Below are 16,375 nucleotides of genomic sequence, written 5' to 3' on the forward strand. Positions count from 1 at the left end.
GAACTTGAGCTTTTTTGAGATGCCGAAGCTCCACTGCAAGTCAGAAACGAGCTCAAGTCACTGGTCTTCGACGAGCTGCTGACGATGGGCAGTCACTCGGCACATCAGGCCATGGCCAATTGCCTGGCCCAAACCAGCCGTCATGGCATGTGCTCCTGCGGCCCTATCGTCAACTACCTCAAGGCCATGCTGGGTGTCGCCGGGCACAGCGTTTTGTCCGCCGGCTACCAGGCCGAGGGCACGACCGATAGGCTGCTCCAGCGTTTCGGTCCTCGGGGCGGATTCGTGGAAATGGACAGGCAGCCCTATGACATTCGGGCGCAAGCTCATACCATAAGTGGTTATTCCGCTCATGCTGATCAGATATTTTGCTCACGCGGATCAGAAAGGATTGATTCGCTTCGTTACCCGCGTGCGCGATTGGCCGTCAGAGATGCGAATCGCATATCGAGGGCCGATGGCCAAGCAGGAGCTGGCATAGGCATTGCGACGCTATACCCAGAAACGTCGCGACATGGAGGTTGTAATACCCAGAGAGTCCCCGCTTGCTGCGGGGCGCAGCGGCACCGCAGAGTGCCTCGCTCGTTAAACCTATTTATCTAGAGCCCGGTCGGCTGAAAACCCAAAAGGTTTCCGCCCGTGGCCAGAGCCAGTGCCAATAGAAAGCGGAGCCCAAGTTGAACCTAAATTCCCCGGCCAGCCCAAGCAACCAGCGCGATGAGATCGATCTGATCGAATTATTCCAAGGCCTCTGGTCGCAAAAATGGCTTATTGCCATTATCACAATCATTGCAGTCGCCTGCGCTGCCGCCTTTGCCTTTCTAAGTAAGCCGACCTACGAGGCCAGGGCGGGGGTACTGCCTCCGCGACTGAGCGATATCGCCGGCTACAACCTGGGACGTCACGAAGCCGAGCTATCTGAGTACAAAGTCGAAGACGTTTATCGGGTGTTCAAGCGCAATCTGCTGTCCGACGGCGTCAAGCGAGAACTGTTCCAGAAAGCCTATCTGCCTAGCTTGAACGAAGCCGTAGCCAATGACGCCCAGGATCGGCTGTGGATCCGATTCAACGACCTGCTGGCGGTAAAGGCGCCGGACACCAAGAACAACCCTGACTACTTCACCATCACGGTGCAGCATGAAGATCCGCAAACCGCCGCTGATTGGGCCAACCGCTATGTGAGCCTGGTGGAGGAGAAGACCGAAGCCGATATGAAGGCCAACCTGTTGACCGAGATCGGCACCAAGGCGCAATCCATCGAGCGACAGATCGAAGTGCTGCGTGCCAGTGCGCAAAAACGTCGAGCAGACCGCATTACTCGTTTGCGCGAGGCCCAGCAAGTGGCCGAAACCGTCGGCATCGATGCCCCCCAGGTCACGGCAGGCAAGACCTCGTCCGACGGTGATCTAGCCCAGTTCATGGATGGCAACCTGATGTACATGCGTGGTGCCAAAGCCATACGCGCTGAATTGACCGTGCTGGAGCAGCGCAAGAATGATGATCCCTTTATCGCCGAACTGCGCGGACTGGAAAACCAGATGGAGTTTCTCAAGCGCGTGGACGTGAATCCGGACAACGTTTCCGTGTACACCTTGGACAGCAGCGCGGAAGTGCCGCAGACCCCGATCAAACCCAAAAAGGCGCTTATTGTGGCACTGGGACTGGTCCTGGGCGGGATGCTTGGGGTTTTTGTTGCGTTTATTCGCACCGTATTACTTAGACGAACTGCGAAACTAGGTTGATAAGGATGCCAATAATACAGTTCCTCAAGATGACCGTATCCTTTTCGGAGTTCTCCGATGAGCAATTTTTCACCATTATATTAAATGGACTTTAACATATGTACAAAGCAACAATTGAGCGCCTCAAGTCCAAGGAATCCATTATTGGCATAGTTGGCATGGGGTACGTTGGCTTGCCGCTTATGCTGCGTTACAACGCAATTGGCTTCAATGTGCTCGGCATCGACATTGACGAAAGCAAAGTAAGCATGCTCAATGCGGGCGAGAGCTATATTGAACACATCCCCGCCGAGAAGATCCTTGCTGCCCGATCAAGTGGATTTACTGCCACTAGCGACTTCAACCGTGTCGCTGAGTGTGATGCCTTAATTCTCTGCGTTCCGACTCCGCTGAACAAATATCGTGAGCCGGATATGAGTTTTGTTATCAATACGACCGATGCACTCAAGCCATACCTGCGTGCGGGCCAAGTCGTCTCTCTGGAGAGCACCACCTACCCTGGAACTACGAAAGAGGAACTCTTGCCGCGCGTACAAGAGGGCGGCTTGGTGGTGGGAGAAAATATTTTCCTCGTATATTCGCCTGAGCGGGAAGATCCAGGCAACCCAAATTTTGAGACTCGCACTATTCCAAAGGTTATTGGTGGCCATACACCTGCATGCCTAGAAGTTGGCATTGCTTTGTACGAGCAAGCAATCGATCAGGTAGTACCTGTCAGTTCAACCAAAGCCGCGGAAATGACCAAGCTACTGGAGAATATCCATCGCGCGGTCAATATTGGTCTGGTCAATGAAATGAAGGTTGTTGCCGACCGCATGGGCATTGATATCTTCGAAGTAGTAGACGCTGCCGCAACCAAGCCGTTTGGCTTCACAGCCTACTATCCTGGTCCCGGACTTGGAGGCCATTGCATTCCCATCGACCCGTTCTATCTGACCTGGAAGGCTCGTGAATACGGTCTGCATACCCGCTTCATTGAGCTTTCTGGCGAGGTCAATCGGGCAATGCCAGAGTACGTCCTTAGCAAGCTGATGGATGGGCTCAATAACAGTGGCAAGGCGCTGAAGGGAAGCCGAGTTCTAGTACTAGGCATCGCCTACAAGAAGAATGTCGATGACATGCGTGAGTCACCGTCAGTGGAAATCATGGAGTTGATTGAGGAGAAGGGTGGTCTTGTCGCCTACAGTGACCCGCATGTTCCTGTCTTCCCGAAAATGCGTGAGCACCATTTCGAGTTGAGCAGCGAAGAGTTGACTGCAGAAAACCTAGCCAACTTTGACGCGGTGATATTGGCCACTGATCACGATAAGTTCGACTATGAGCTGATCAAGCAGCACGCCAAGCTGATCGTCGACAGCCGTGGCAAATACCGTACTTCGGCCGAACACATCGTCAAAGCCTGATTTGCTGTCAAGCAGCTCCTGCCCTGCAAGGTTTTCAACCGCTTTGCAGGGCAACCGACTCGCAAGGAATACCCATGAAAAATTTCGCCCTGATCGGTGCCGCCGGCTACATCGCTCCCCGCCACATGCGTGCAATCAAGGATACCGGCAATGTGCTGGTGTCTGCCTACGACATTAACGACTCGGTCGGGATCATCGACAGCATTTCGCCACAAAGTGAGTTTTTTACCGAGTTTGAGCGCTTTCTTGAGCACGCCCACCGCATCAAGCGCGATCCGGCAACTGCACTCGATTACGCTTCAATCTGCACACCCAATTACTTGCACCATGCTCACATTGCCGCAGGCCTGCGCCTGGGTTGTGATGTGATTTGCGAAAAACCATTGGTACCAACGCCTGAAGTCCTAGATGAACTGGCGCTGATCGAGCGAGAAACCGACAAGCGCGTCTACAATATTCTGCAACTGCGCCATCATCAGGCGATTCTCGATCTGAAGGACAAGGTGGCCCGCGAAAATACCAGCCATAAATACGATGTGGAGCTGACTTACATCACCAGCCGCGGAAAATGGTATATGGAGAGCTGGAAAGGGGATCCGCGCAAATCCTTCGGTGTGGCAACCAATATTGGTGTGCATTTCTACGATATGCTGCACTTCATTTTTGGTAAGTTGCAGCGCAACGTGGTGCATTTTTCCGCTGATAACAAGGCAGCCGGATACCTCGAATACGAAAAGGCTCGAGTCCGCTGGTTCCTGTCTATCGATGCCAATGACCTTCCAAATTCGGTAAAAGGCAAGAAACCCACTTACCGCTCCATCACTGTCAATGGCGAGGAAATGGAGTTTTCGGAAGGCTTCACGGATCTGCATACCACCAGTTACCAGGAAATACTCGCAGGGCGAGGCTATGGTATCGAGGATGCACGCCATTGCGTGGAGACCGTCAATACTATTCGCTCCTCCGCGATCGTAGGCGTACAGAACGATGAAGGTCATCCGTTCCTCAAGAACCTGAATCGCTGAGGTATCCATGAGCTATCAGGTGCATCCCTCCGCCATCATCGATGATGGCGCGCAGATCGGCGATGGTTCGCGAGTCTGGCACTTCGTGCATGTCTGCAGCGGCGCGCGCGTTGGCAAGGGCGTCTCTCTGGGTCAGAACGTATTTGTTGGCAACAAGGTTGTAATTGGCGATCACTGCAAAGTGCAGAACAACGTTTCTGTCTACGACAACGTCACCCTCGAAGAAGGTGTGTTCTGCGGCCCAAGTATGGTCTTCACCAACGTCTACAACCCACGCTCTTTAATCGAGCGCAAGAGTCAATACCGAGACACTTTGGTGAAGCGCGGCGCCACCCTTGGTGCCAATTGCACCATCATTTGTGGCGTGACCATTGGTGAGTTCGCATTTGTCGGGGCAGGTGCGGTGATCAACAAGGATGTACCTGCTTACGCTCTAATGGTCGGCGTACCGGCGCGCCAAGTCGGCTGGATGAGCGAGTTTGGCGAGCAACTGGAGTTGCCGGTTCATGGTGAAGGGCAGGCGGTCTGTCCGCACACGGGCTCATGCTATGTGTTGAGTGGCAATAGACTGAATAAAGTGGATGCACAGTAAATGATTGAATTCATCGATCTGAAAGCCCAGCAAGCCCGTATCAAGGACAAGATTGATGCCGGTATTCAGCGAGTTTTGGCTCATGGCCAATATATCCTCGGCCCGGAAGTGGCTGAACTCGAGGAAAAGCTTGCCGCCTTCACTGGAGCCAAATACTGCATTACCTGTGCCAACGGTACCGATGCTCTGCAGATTGCGCAGATGGCTTTAGGAATTGGCCCTGGCGATGAAGTCATTACTCCTGGATTCACCTATATAGCGACGGCAGAGACTGTGGCTCTATTGGGTGCAAAACCGGTTTATGTCGATATCGATCCACGCACATATAACCTTGATCCAAAATTGCTCGAGGCGGCCATCACCCCACGAACTAAGGCAATCATCCCAGTTTCACTGTATGGTCAGTGCGCCGACTTCGATGCTATCAACGCTATTGCCTCCAAGCACGGTATTCCCGTTATCGAGGATGCTGCACAGAGCTTTGGTGCCACTTACAAGGGCAAGCGCTCTTGTAATTTGAGCACTATTGCCTGCACCAGTTTCTTCCCTAGCAAACCGCTAGGATGCTATGGCGACGGCGGCGCGATTTTTACTAATGACGAAGAGCTGGCCAAAGTCATACGTCAGATCGCCCGTCATGGTCAAGATCGTCGCTATCACCATATATGCATCGGTGTTAATAGCCGGCTCGATACGCTTCAGGCGGCAATTCTTTTACCCAAGCTGGAAATATTTTCTGAAGAACTGGAATTGCGACAAAAGGTTGCCCAGTCTTACAGCGATGCGCTAAATAATGTTGGCATTGAGGCACCCTATATAGAGGCACACAATTCTAGCGTATATGCACAGTTCACCGTGAGAGTCAAAAATCGTACAGTGCTACAAGCCAAGCTCAAAGAAGGTGGGGTTCCAACAGCCATCCACTATCCGATCCCTCTGAACAAGCAACCTGCTGTAGCGGACTCAACCGTCGACTTGCCGGTTGGTGATGCGCTGGCAGAGCAAGTGATCAGCCTGCCTATGCATCCCTATCTGAGCTCAAAGCAGGTGACAACTATAGTGGATAAGCTCGGCAGGAAAGAATGAGCCTTTCTAATTTGAGAGAACGGCTGCTGAGCAATCATTTTTTCAGAGCCGTATTTTCTCTCACTTCAGCCACAGCTGCAGGGCAATTGATATTGTTGCTGGCGATGCCTCTGCTGACACGCCTTTATACGCCCGATGAATTTGGTGTACTGGCAGTGTTTACAGCAGTGATGTCCGTTATTCTCGTCATCTCTAGCATGCGATATGAGTTCGCCATTCCACTGCCACGCAATCAACAGAGTGCTCAAATCCTGCTGCTTTTATCTCTTGCGATCAATGCGGGGATAGCAGTCCTGAGCCTAGTTTTGATTGCTTTTTTTAGTGGGGAGATTGCGCAGCTAAGCGGTATTCCTGAACTTACTAAACACTTGTGGCTGTTACCAATTGTCATTTTCTGCGCCGGCATCTACAAAGCATTTAATTACTGGGCTGTGCGTAAACAGCAATATACGTCGATTGCCCGGACCAAGATGCTGCAAAGTCTTGCTAACGTAATTACGCAGATTACTACTGGCTTTTGGGGGCTCGGGGCCTTAGGGCTGATTCTTGGGCAATTGGCTGGACAGGCTGCAGGCGCGCTCAGATTGGGGCGGGGCGCAGAGTTGCCGAAAGTATTGCGTAGCGGTATCGGTAAACCCCGGATGCTTGCGCTACTCCATAAATATCGGCGTTTTCCTATCTATGATGTGCCAGCGGCCTTCGTAAATACGATGAGCACGCAACTACCGAATCTACTGCTGGCCGCACTCTTCAATCCGACTGTCGCCGGCTCGTACATGTTAGCTGAACGCACTCTTTCAATGCCAATGTCGTTACTTGGGCAGGCCGTAGGACAAGTTCTATTTGGCAGTAGCCGTGCTGCCCGAGATAGTGGTGCGCTATACAGAATGGCGCTCAAGGCGGTGCTTGGATTAACGCTCATTGCTATTACCCCGACCCTCGTTGTGTTCTTCTTTGCGACTGATCTTTTTGCTTTCATATTCGGGGCTGACTGGTACGACGCAGGGCAGTATGCAGCATGGATGATAGTGGGATTATCCGTGCAATTTGTCTATTCACCTGTCTCCCTGCTTTTACTGGTTACAGATGGGCAGAAAACAAACTTATATATACATGGCATTATGCTTCTGGCAAAAACTGCCGCCATTCTTTACGGATATGAAATCCAAAGTTCGACAGCCGCGATTATTTGCTTCTCCATAGCAGGAGCGGTTGGATATGGGCTAGCTATAGCCGCCTTACTTCTTCATATAAAAAAATTTAATTATAATCCGTGCGGTAGTAATATTAAAGGCCAATCAATGTAGCATGGAATAGGAATGGCTATTTAACGAAACACGGTTTATTCGAATGCCCCCAGCCGCTCCGTAACTGTACTCTGCTTGCGATAATCGCGCACACGCCCAACGAGCCCTAGCCATGCAATCGAGCTTTTCCTACCTCGAGTATGTCACCAAGAAAAAGCTGACCCGCCGTGATCGCTTCCTGACCGAAATCGATACTGTCACCCACGGGGCCACTCCGGAGCTTTTCTACCCCACAGGCGAGCGATGCGGGCACCCTCCGATTAGCCTTGAACGCATGCTGCAGATGTACGTCGCTCGGCAGTGCCCCGGCCTCTCCGATGAGGGGAGCGAGGATGTCATCTACGACAGCCAGTCGATCCTCCCCTTCGTCGGTATCGACCTGGAACATGAAGATACCCCGGTTGTCACCCAGCTGAAGTTGCCGCGCTTGCTCGAAACCCATGAACTGATGCATAGGATTTTCGACGTCATCAGCGGGCACCTAGCCGAGAGAAACCTGGTGAGGTGTGAGAGCACCATCGTCGATACCACCTTGATCGCCGCCCCACCCTCGAAGAAGCCCCGGGAGAGGGCACGTGATCCCGGTATGTACCAGACCAAGAAGGGCAATCGGTGGCACTTCGGCATCGATGTCGAATCGGCCTTCGTGCATGGGCATGGGGTGCTTGCGACGACGACGGGCGTGACCCAGGCTCACACGTCGCGGCATAACCAAGAAACGATTGCCTTCGGCGGCGCGAGCCATCAGGGCATCGAGAAGCGTAAGGAAAAGTGGACTGGCACGTTACGATGAAGCGAGGTCAGCGCAAGGCACTGCCGAATGATGAGCATGGAGCATTACTGGATCTTTTCGAGCACGCCAAGGCTAGGATGCGTACCAAGGTTGAACACCCGTTCCATGTGGTCAAAAACCTATGCAAGCATTACAAGACTCGCTATCGGAGTTTACCGAAGAACGAGGCGCAGCAGCTGTTTTCGCTGTTCGACTTGACGAATCTGGTGCTGGGCCACAGGCACCTGCTAGTCTGCGATGCTCGTGGTGTTTCCTGATGTTGACAAACTGAGCAAGTAACGCGCTGGCGGCGCAGAGAAGTAGGCATTCCGCGAGAAATTTTTGCAGGGACAGTTCGAAAGCCGCTCAAATTTTCAACGTGCAGCGGCCACAACGAAAGCTGCCGCCGAATAAATAAAACCTTCCTTAATTGACTTGGCGAGAATTTAAGATTGAAAAAAATTATTACTGTTGTGGGCGCCCGACCTCAGTTTATCAAAGCCGCGATAGTATCCAAGGCGCTTAGTAATGCAAGTGAGTTTGAAGAAAAAATTCTGCATACAGGACAGCATTTTGATGCAAACATGTCCGATATTTTTTTTGATGAGTTAGATATTCCTCATCCGCATTTTAATTTGGGTGTAGGCGGGGGAGGACACGGGCAGAACACTGGTCGCATGCTTGAAGGTATTGAGGCTGTATTGTTAGAGGAGAGACCTGACTGGGTTTTGGTTTACGGCGATACAGATTCTACCTTGGCAGGTGCCTTAGCAGCCGCCAAGTTGCATATTCCAGTGGCTCACGTTGAGGCGGGTCTCCGCTCTTTTAACAAATCTATGCCTGAGGAAATCAATCGCCGTTTAACAGATCATGCTAGCGATCTTTTACTCGCTCCTAATGCCGCTGCGGTGAATACATTGGCCAACGAGGGAATTTCTGGTCCGCATGTTGCCAATGTCGGGGATGTGATGTATGACGCGGCACTTTTTTTTGGAAAAAAAGCGGAGCTAGAAAGCAGTATCTTGAAAGACTTAGGACTTCAGATGCGTGACTATATTCTTGCCACCGTGCATCGCCAAGAGAATACGGATGTTGTAGAGAGGCTGCAAAATATATTTGCCGGTTTTGCGGCTGCACGTCTACCTGTTGTCCTACCGTTACATCCTCGCACACGTAAACGCATAGTCAGTTTTGGTTTATCTGTCCCCAAGAATGTAAAAGTCGTCGACCCGCTAGGCTATCTCGACATGGTCATGCTTGAAAAAAACGCAGCTCTTGTGGCTACTGATTCTGGCGGTGTTCAGAAAGAGGCCTATTTCCATCGTGTACCTTGTGTCACTTTACGTGATGAAACCGAATGGACCGAGTTGGTTGAACTAGGATGGAATACGCTAGCCTCGCCAATGCGGCATGACCTAGCAAGCTTCTTTGATAAAGTGTATGAACCTGGCGTCTCGAATGTTGCACCATATGGGAATGGAGCTGCCGCCCTAGAAGTTCTTCATCAGCTCATGTCATTCAAGTAGGGTGTGCTGTGAGGGGGATGAAGATAGGTGTTCGCTTCGACGGCACAATCGCTCTTATGGTTTTAGGCATGATTTTCAAGTCATGCGTAGACTACTTTGTTTTTTCAGTTTCGCACATATTTGGAGTATATGGCGTTGAGTCTAAAGGATATTTTTTCTCAACCGAATACTGGATCTCTTGGGTTTCGTACGTTTTAGTATTACCTTCGTATCTTCTTTATATGACCAAGCAGCTTGATATTTTTGACTGCTCGTTAAGCTTTTTGTTTTTTTCCATATTTACCCCTATGGGAACTCTTTACTGGATCGAACAGGATGATTTTCTCTACTTGGCATTTTGTTCGGTTTTTTGGTTTTTGTTATTTTTCTCTCTTTATCTTTCCGTTCTGCATCGAAACACCTGGCTATCATCTTTCGACAACAACAAACCTGAGCTTGCCATTGGAGCCCTGTATACACTAATACTTTTTCTGCTCGGGGCGATTCTGTTAAAGAATTTCAATGTCTCCGTAGGGATTGGCTTTGACTCGGTCTATGAACGACGTAGATCTTTTGCGGAATGGTTAGAGGGTAGTGGTCTCTGGGTCTATCTCTATGCTTGGTCTGTATATGTCTTTGCGGTTTATTTGATTTTTGTGAGCAGAATCAAGCTCTTTAATTTGATTGGAATTTTATATGTCGTGGCTATTTATGCAGTTGCTGGTGATAAGGTTTATTTATTCTTATTAGCGTTGATATACTTTCTAACATCTGCATCAAAAAGAGGCAGGTCAGCCACTATTTTGTGCGCGTTAATCTTTTTAACTATTTTGGGAGCAGGTACGTTCAAGTTTTTTGGCGATGTATGGACTCCGGCGATCGTGCACAGATTTCTCATTCTTCCTGCAGATGTTTCATTTAGCTATATTGACTATTTCGCCGACGACCTACTGCTTTATAGCTATAGCTTCTTATCATCCTTTGTTGAATATGAGCATTCAGAACTGCCGGCAAGGTTAATTGGTGACACTTATTATACAGGTGGCGACAATGCAAATGTTAATTTCCTAGCGGACGCCTACGTCAATCTTGGCTGGTTTTCAATTATTCCTTTGCTGCTGTTCTTTACCATGCTGCGCACGCTTTTTCGTGGCACCAAATACATAGTTCTTCTTGTTCCCATTTTTGTGCAGGCGATTAACAGCCCTCTGCCTACCTTGTTGTTGACTGGGGGAGGAGGATTGATGATCGTGGGTTGTTATGTTTTAAGCCGATTAGGCTCCCTGAGCTTTGAAAAAGCGAATCGTACAATTTGAGTCACATGGTTGTTTTAGCACTATTATTCTTTATATCTAAGCGTCAGTTGCCGACTGTTAACTCAGTAGATCTTGGTGATACCCCAAGGAGACCTAATGCATAGAAGCACTGCTTTATTAATTTTAGGAGCAACAATAGTTACAGTATCGACGCTTGCTATATATATGCTATTTGTGCACAAGGAATTCTATGCCGACTCTTATTATGCTCCATTTACATGGGTCCATGACCACAATGGCGCGCTCACGATCGAAAACATCAATGAAAGCAAACACCCGCTTAAAGAGGTTGGCGAATTATTCAGAAAAATGCGCGATGACACTGGGAGTTCTGAAGCATTTGCCAGTGCTTTGATTGATAAATACTCCCTTCTGCAACCAAGCCCTACGCTTAACTATCCCGATCCTCACGGCATATATCCAGAAAACTGGTACTCTGGAATGGGGAACCTCTTTCTATCATTTTTGCTTCTTGATTTAAGCAAAGATGGTGGGCGTAAGGATTTTTCTGAGGCAGCTATAAATTTATTCAAAAGCAGCATTAGAGAAATGAGTGACGGCGGTGTGGTTATTCGGGATCCAGATGGTTGCCATCTCGTTGAATACGCACATCAATCCATTCCTTATAACAAAGTCCTTGTTGTCTTGAATGGCCATCTACTTGCCTTGCAGTCATTATTAATCCTTACTCGGCACGCAGAAACAAAAGACGATGCAACGGAGCTTTATGAGTGCGCCTTGCGTAAAACAAAAGCACTATCTCAGTCATTCCGCAGCACTGGGTATGCCTACTACCAACTTAACCCGCGCCAAGTAAATATGATTTCGTACCTCACATTCGAACTGCTTGAGTTTCGATCACTTTATGAAATGTCGGGCGACGTTTTCTACAAGGAAGAAGCTGAATACAGAGAAAATATCTTCAGGAAAGCGTACCCAATTCAGTTCCGGAGAGATGGTTCTTCATATGAATATATTGTCTCACTTATTTCTTTCCCGCACCCATACCTGAAAGATACTTTTGAAACGCATTTATCATGCAAGGGAAGTCGGACAGGGCGCACATATATGACCAATAACAAAGGTGCATCATCCACTAAAGATAAGGCGTTTTTAAAAATAAAAACCGAAGAACCACTAGACGACTGCTCCCTAAATAGCAGCTACAATGGAAATGTAGTTACTTTATATAAAGAGATAGAACCTCCCAGCGAGGTCGTTGCTGCCATGGACCCAGGCGAAGTTCAGTTTAAAATTACATCTCATTATGATGCCATTACAGATGGTGGGAGTGTAAAAGTGGATCCAGCGAGACTGCTGGATGGACCAAACTCTAAAATCGCACTCATTGAACTAGTGCCAGAGACGACGATTAGGTTAAATGATTCTAGTTTGGTGTATATAAAAGTGTGCACAAATAAAGAGGAGTTCACTCCCATCATTCGCGCAACTAACACTCTAAATAAAACAATAGTTAGATACTGGCCGAAAATTACTGGAAACGAATGCAAGCTAATCATTTTTTCCGTCAAGGGATTCCATAACTACGACTCCGATGATTACAATTCGCTTAGTCGGATTGGATTCTATCTAAGCACTTCGGACACGACGCCTTATATAATATACAAAATTGAGCTCGGCACCCTAGATAATGCATTTCAAAAAGAAGTGCTTATTGCCCAGCCGGGTATTTTTTTCCAGATGACACCTTGAGCTTTTGTGTCAAAAAATAATATTTAGAGGTTCCTGTGAGACGAATAGCTCATTTGACATCCGTTCACCCGCGGTATGATGTTCGGATTTTCTGGAAAGAGTGCAGGACACTCGCGACTGCTGGATACTCCATGTTTCTCGTTGTAGCTGACGGCAAAGGGAATGAGGAAAAGAGTGGCGTCAATATTATTGATGTGGGTGCTCATGACGGTGGCCGCCTTTCCCGGATGACCAAAAGTACAAAGCGTATCCTCAATAAAGCGCTCGAACTGGACGCGGACCTTTATCATCTGCATGACCCTGAATTATTGCCTGTTGCGGTAAAACTCAAAGCGCTCGGCAAAAAAGTAATATTCGACTCTCATGAAGACTTTCCCGCCGATATCATGAGCAAACCTTATCTTGGGCGTTTTGCTCGTGTGGCAGTGTCCACATTGTTCTCTTTATATGAAAAGCGTGTCTGCAAAAAATTAGACTATATTATTTCTGCTACACCTGCCATTCGGGACAAATTTATATCAATTTCTTGTCAGTCCCTTGATGTGAACAACTACCCCTTGCTCGACGAGCTGGGGGAGCTTCTGCCATGGGATACTGATCGAGCGATCATCTGCTACATCGGCGCGATGACCGCCGTTCGTGGAGTTCCTGAGTTGGTTGATGCCATGGCATATACCAAATCCGGTGCACGCCTTGCCTTGGTGGGAAATTTCAGTGAGCCGCCTACTGGCGAGCGCTGCAAGGAAAGTCCAGGTTGGAACTCGGTCAATGACCACGGTTTTGTCGATCGTGGCGAGGTCCGAGAGATCATGAGCCGTTCGGTCGCCGGTGTTGTAACGTTCCTCCCCGCGCCCAATCACGTCGATGCCCAGCCTAACAAGATGTTCGAGTACATGTCGGCGGGTATTCCTGTCATAGGCTCGAATTTTCCTCTTTGGAGAACCATTATCGAAGGTAATAAGTGCGGTGTATGTGTCAACCCTGCCGATCCAGTTGAAATAGCAACGGCTATCGACCATTTGTTCACTCACCAATCTGAAGCTCGTGAAATGGGAAAGCGGGGGCGTATCGCTGTGCTGGAGAAATACAATTGGGATAGTGAGGGCAAGAAGTTAATAGCACTTTATCAGGAAATCTTGAGTAAATAGTCATGACTAGCAATTCAGCGGTCATCAGCGTAATCATTCCTAGCTATAACCATATAGATTATGTAGGCGAGGCAATAAGGAGTGTTTCTGAACAGTTCAGAGATACTTTTTCGATTGAACTCACCGTGATCGATGATGGCTCTACCGATGGGAGTGCGGAATTTCTTCGTCGACTTGAGGAGTCGAAGAGGTATTCTTTTAAGCTTATCTTGAAGGGTAACGAAGGGCTATGCAGAACCCTCAACCGAGCCGTCAGGGAACACGCCAGCGGTGAATACATTGCTATTATTGCCTCGGATGATATGTGGCATCCCGAAAAATTGAAGAGGCAGCTTGAGTATATTCTCAAGCATCCGCTTTCTGATTTGTGCTATAGCAATGCTCGCACCTTTGGTCGGGATCGTCGCGAAGGTAAGGCTTCACGGTTTCTGTTTGCCGGCAACGTTAGGAATAAGTTGACACTGTACAACTTCATTCCGGCTGGCACGATCCTCTTCACTCGTAAGCTTTACGACTCAATCGGCGGCTTCGATGAAACAGGTCTGCGTCTTGAGGATTGGGACTTTTTATTGAGAGCCTCAGCCGTCACATTCTTTTGTTATCTAGATGAAGAACTACTTTTTTATCGTCTACATGATGAAAGCTCCATCGCGAAGATGCGTGAGCGAGGCATTCTATTCGAGGAAAAAATGAAGGTCCTCCGGAAAAACAAGGACATTCTAAATCCAGTCTTAAGATATTGCTCAACCTGTCTGCATTTTGTTCTCGATGTAGTCTTTCGCCCATTCATCTCCAAGGTCAAAGCGAAATAAATTATGGTCATTCTTATTACTGGGGGTGCCGGCTTTATCGGTTCCGCTGTTATTCGGCATATCCTTCGCACTACACAGAATCGTGTGGTCAATCTGGACAAGCTCACCTATGCCGGTAACCTAGAGTCACTTGCGGAGGTCTCAGCAAATGACCGATACAGCTTCGAGCAGGTAGATATTTGTGATCGAGTGCAACTTGACCGGGTTTTCAAAACCTACCAACCCGATGCAGTCATGCACTTGGCTGCCGAGTCACATGTTGATCGCTCTATCGATGGACCGGCTGCCTTTATCGAGGCCAATATCGTTGGCACCTATACCTTGCTAGAGGCCTCTCGGGGATACTGGCGAACACTGACGGAAGAGAAGCAGGCAACTTTCCGTTTTCACCACATCTCCACTGACGAGGTGTATGGTGACTTGGAATCTCCTGAGGACCTCTTCACCGAGTCGACGCCCTATGCGCCTAGCTCACCTTATTCTGCAAGCAAGGCCAGTTCCGACCATCTAGTGCGTGCCTGGCAGCGCACTTACGGTTTACCGACACTGATTAGCAATTGTTCGAATAATTACGGTCCTTATCAATTTCCGGAAAAACTTATCCCGCTGATGATTCTTAATGCATTAGAGGGGAAACCTTTGCCTGTGTATGGAAAAGGCGACCAAGTGCGTGACTGGTTGTATGTGGAAGATCATGCTCGAGCGCTGTATGAAGTGGTGTCTCGAGGTGTGGTGGGAGAGACCTACAATATTGGTGGGCACAACGAGAAACAGAATCTGGAGGTTGTGCGTACACTCTGCTCTTTACTGGAGGAACTGGCTCCAGAGAAGCCTGCTGGTTTGGCACGTTACGAGGATTTAATCACCTATGTTCAGGACCGGCCCGGTCACGATAAGCGTTATGCCATTGATGCGGGCAAGATCCAACGCGAACTGGGCTGGCTCCCACAAGAGAGCTTCGAGAGTGGAATCCGAAAAACTGTCGAATGGTTTTTAGCGAATTCCAACTGGTGGCAACGTGTCCAAGATGGCTCCTATAAGCGTGAGCGCCTCGGCATTACTGGCTAATCGAGAGACTTTATATGAAAGGTATCATTCTTGCCGGGGGCTCCGGTACTCGGCTTTATCCAGTCACCATGGGCGTATCCAAGCAACTGCTGCCTGTGTATGACAAGCCGATGATTTATTACCCATTATCGATCCTGATGCTGGCAGGGATCCACGAGGTATTGATCATCACCACTGCCGAAGACCTAGCTAGTTTCGAGCGCATGCTGGGAGACGGTGCTAGATTTGGGATATCTCTGAGTTATTCGGTGCAGCCGAGTCCGGATGGTCTTGCTCAGGCTTTCATTATTGGCGAGTCATTCATAGGGTCTGATTCCGTCTGTCTGGTCCTTGGGGACAACATTTTTTATGGGCAGGGCTTCACTCCCATGCTGCGTGAGGCAGCAAGTCGTAGTCAGGGCGCAACGGTTTTCGGTTATCAGGTCAAAGACCCCGAGCGGTTCGGTGTCGTCGCTTTTGACAAGCAGATGCGGGCGGTTTCAATCGAGGAAAAGCCTAGGCAGCCGAAGTCCAGCTATGCTGTCACCGGGCTGTATTTCTACGACAACGATGTGGTGGAAATTGCCAAGCAGGTGAAGCCTTCGAAGCGTGGTGAGTTGGAAATCACCAGCATCAATCAGGCCTACCTTGAGCGAGGCGCCCTGCATGTTGAAGTGCTCGGACGCGGTTTCGCCTGGCTGGATACCGGTACACATGAGAGCTTGTTGGAGGCCGGCATGTTCGTGCAGACCATCGAACACCGGCAGGGACTAAAAGTCGCCTGTCTGGAAGAGATCGCCTTCAACAATGGTTGGATCAGCACGGATGAGCTGCTACAAGCAGGGCAGGGCCTCAGCAAGAATGGCTACGGCCAGTACTTGCTTTCTCTCGTTACGGAGCATTGATC

14 protein-coding genes are annotated in these 16,375 nt (G+C 49.2%); all 14 read left to right on the forward strand.

Annotated features, from left to right (window positions below; all coding sequences use genetic code 11):
* Positions 1–677 precede the first annotated feature (677 nt).
* The 14 genes from AC3B6A_RS25430 (at position 678) to rfbA (ending at position 16,373) form a co-directional block, all read left to right on the forward strand.
* Positions 678–1,742 carry an LPS O-antigen chain length determinant protein WzzB gene (locus tag AC3B6A_RS25430; RefSeq protein WP_488399868.1) on the forward strand — a complete coding sequence of 355 codons (1,065 nt, stop codon included), beginning with the start codon at positions 678–680 and terminating at the stop codon, positions 1,740–1,742.
* A gap of 98 nt (positions 1,743–1,840) precedes the next feature.
* A complete protein-coding gene (gene wbpA / locus AC3B6A_RS25435) occupies positions 1,841–3,145 on the forward strand; it encodes a UDP-N-acetyl-D-glucosamine 6-dehydrogenase (RefSeq protein WP_488399869.1) in 1,305 nt (434 codons plus the stop codon).
* Positions 3,146–3,219: 74 nt separating this feature from the next.
* Positions 3,220–4,170 carry a UDP-N-acetyl-2-amino-2-deoxy-D-glucuronate oxidase gene (gene wbpB / locus AC3B6A_RS25440; protein WP_488399870.1) on the forward strand — a complete coding sequence of 317 codons (951 nt, stop codon included), beginning with the start codon at positions 3,220–3,222 and terminating at the stop codon, positions 4,168–4,170.
* A 7-nt stretch (positions 4,171–4,177) separates the two neighbouring features.
* Complete coding sequence (gene wbpD, locus AC3B6A_RS25445; protein ID WP_488399871.1) at positions 4,178–4,762, forward strand: UDP-2-acetamido-3-amino-2,3-dideoxy-D-glucuronate N-acetyltransferase; 585 nt, start codon at positions 4,178–4,180, stop codon at positions 4,760–4,762.
* Positions 4,763–5,848: a DegT/DnrJ/EryC1/StrS family aminotransferase gene (locus AC3B6A_RS25450; protein WP_488399872.1), complete on the forward strand. Its 1,086-nt coding sequence runs from the start codon at positions 4,763–4,765 to the stop codon at positions 5,846–5,848.
* Entirely contained in the window at positions 5,845–7,155 is a 1,311-nt protein-coding gene (locus tag AC3B6A_RS25455; protein WP_488399873.1) for a lipopolysaccharide biosynthesis protein, read from the forward strand. The genes AC3B6A_RS25450 and AC3B6A_RS25455 overlap by 4 nt, the downstream gene beginning before the upstream one ends.
* A 112-nt stretch (positions 7,156–7,267) precedes the next feature.
* A protein-coding gene (locus tag AC3B6A_RS25460) for an IS5 family transposase (protein WP_488399874.1) occupies positions 7,268–8,205 on the forward strand; the annotation gives its coding sequence in 2 pieces (ribosomal slippage) (positions 7,268–7,925 and positions 7,925–8,205; 939 coding nt in all).
* Positions 8,206–8,379: 174 nt separating this feature from the next.
* Positions 8,380–9,453 (forward strand): non-hydrolyzing UDP-N-acetylglucosamine 2-epimerase, encoded by a 1,074-nt coding sequence (gene wecB / locus AC3B6A_RS25465; protein WP_488399875.1) that lies wholly within the window; start codon positions 8,380–8,382, stop codon positions 9,451–9,453.
* A 221-nt stretch (positions 9,454–9,674) separates the two neighbouring features.
* On the forward strand, positions 9,675–10,748 hold the full coding sequence (locus tag AC3B6A_RS25470) for a hypothetical protein (protein ID WP_488399876.1): 1,074 nt from the start codon (positions 9,675–9,677) through the stop codon (positions 10,746–10,748).
* Positions 10,749–10,844: 96 nt separating this feature from the next.
* Positions 10,845–12,461 (forward strand): D-glucuronyl C5-epimerase family protein, encoded by a 1,617-nt coding sequence (locus AC3B6A_RS25475; RefSeq protein WP_488399877.1) that lies wholly within the window; start codon positions 10,845–10,847, stop codon positions 12,459–12,461.
* Positions 12,462–12,592: 131 nt separating this feature from the next.
* Entirely contained in the window at positions 12,593–13,609 is a 1,017-nt protein-coding gene (locus AC3B6A_RS25480) for a glycosyltransferase family 4 protein (RefSeq protein WP_488399878.1), read from the forward strand.
* Between the two features lie 2 nt (positions 13,610–13,611).
* A complete protein-coding gene (locus tag AC3B6A_RS25485) occupies positions 13,612–14,421 on the forward strand; it encodes a glycosyltransferase (protein ID WP_488399879.1) in 810 nt (269 codons plus the stop codon).
* 3 nt (positions 14,422–14,424) lie between these two features.
* Positions 14,425–15,489, forward strand: coding sequence for a dTDP-glucose 4,6-dehydratase (gene rfbB, locus AC3B6A_RS25490; RefSeq protein ID WP_488399880.1), 1,065 nt, complete (start codon positions 14,425–14,427; stop codon positions 15,487–15,489).
* 14 nt (positions 15,490–15,503) lie between these two features.
* Positions 15,504–16,373: a glucose-1-phosphate thymidylyltransferase RfbA gene (gene rfbA / locus AC3B6A_RS25495; protein WP_488399881.1), complete on the forward strand. Its 870-nt coding sequence runs from the start codon at positions 15,504–15,506 to the stop codon at positions 16,371–16,373.
* Positions 16,374–16,375 lie beyond the last annotated feature (2 nt).

The organism is Pseudomonas sp. B12(2026) (assembly GCF_057767015.1).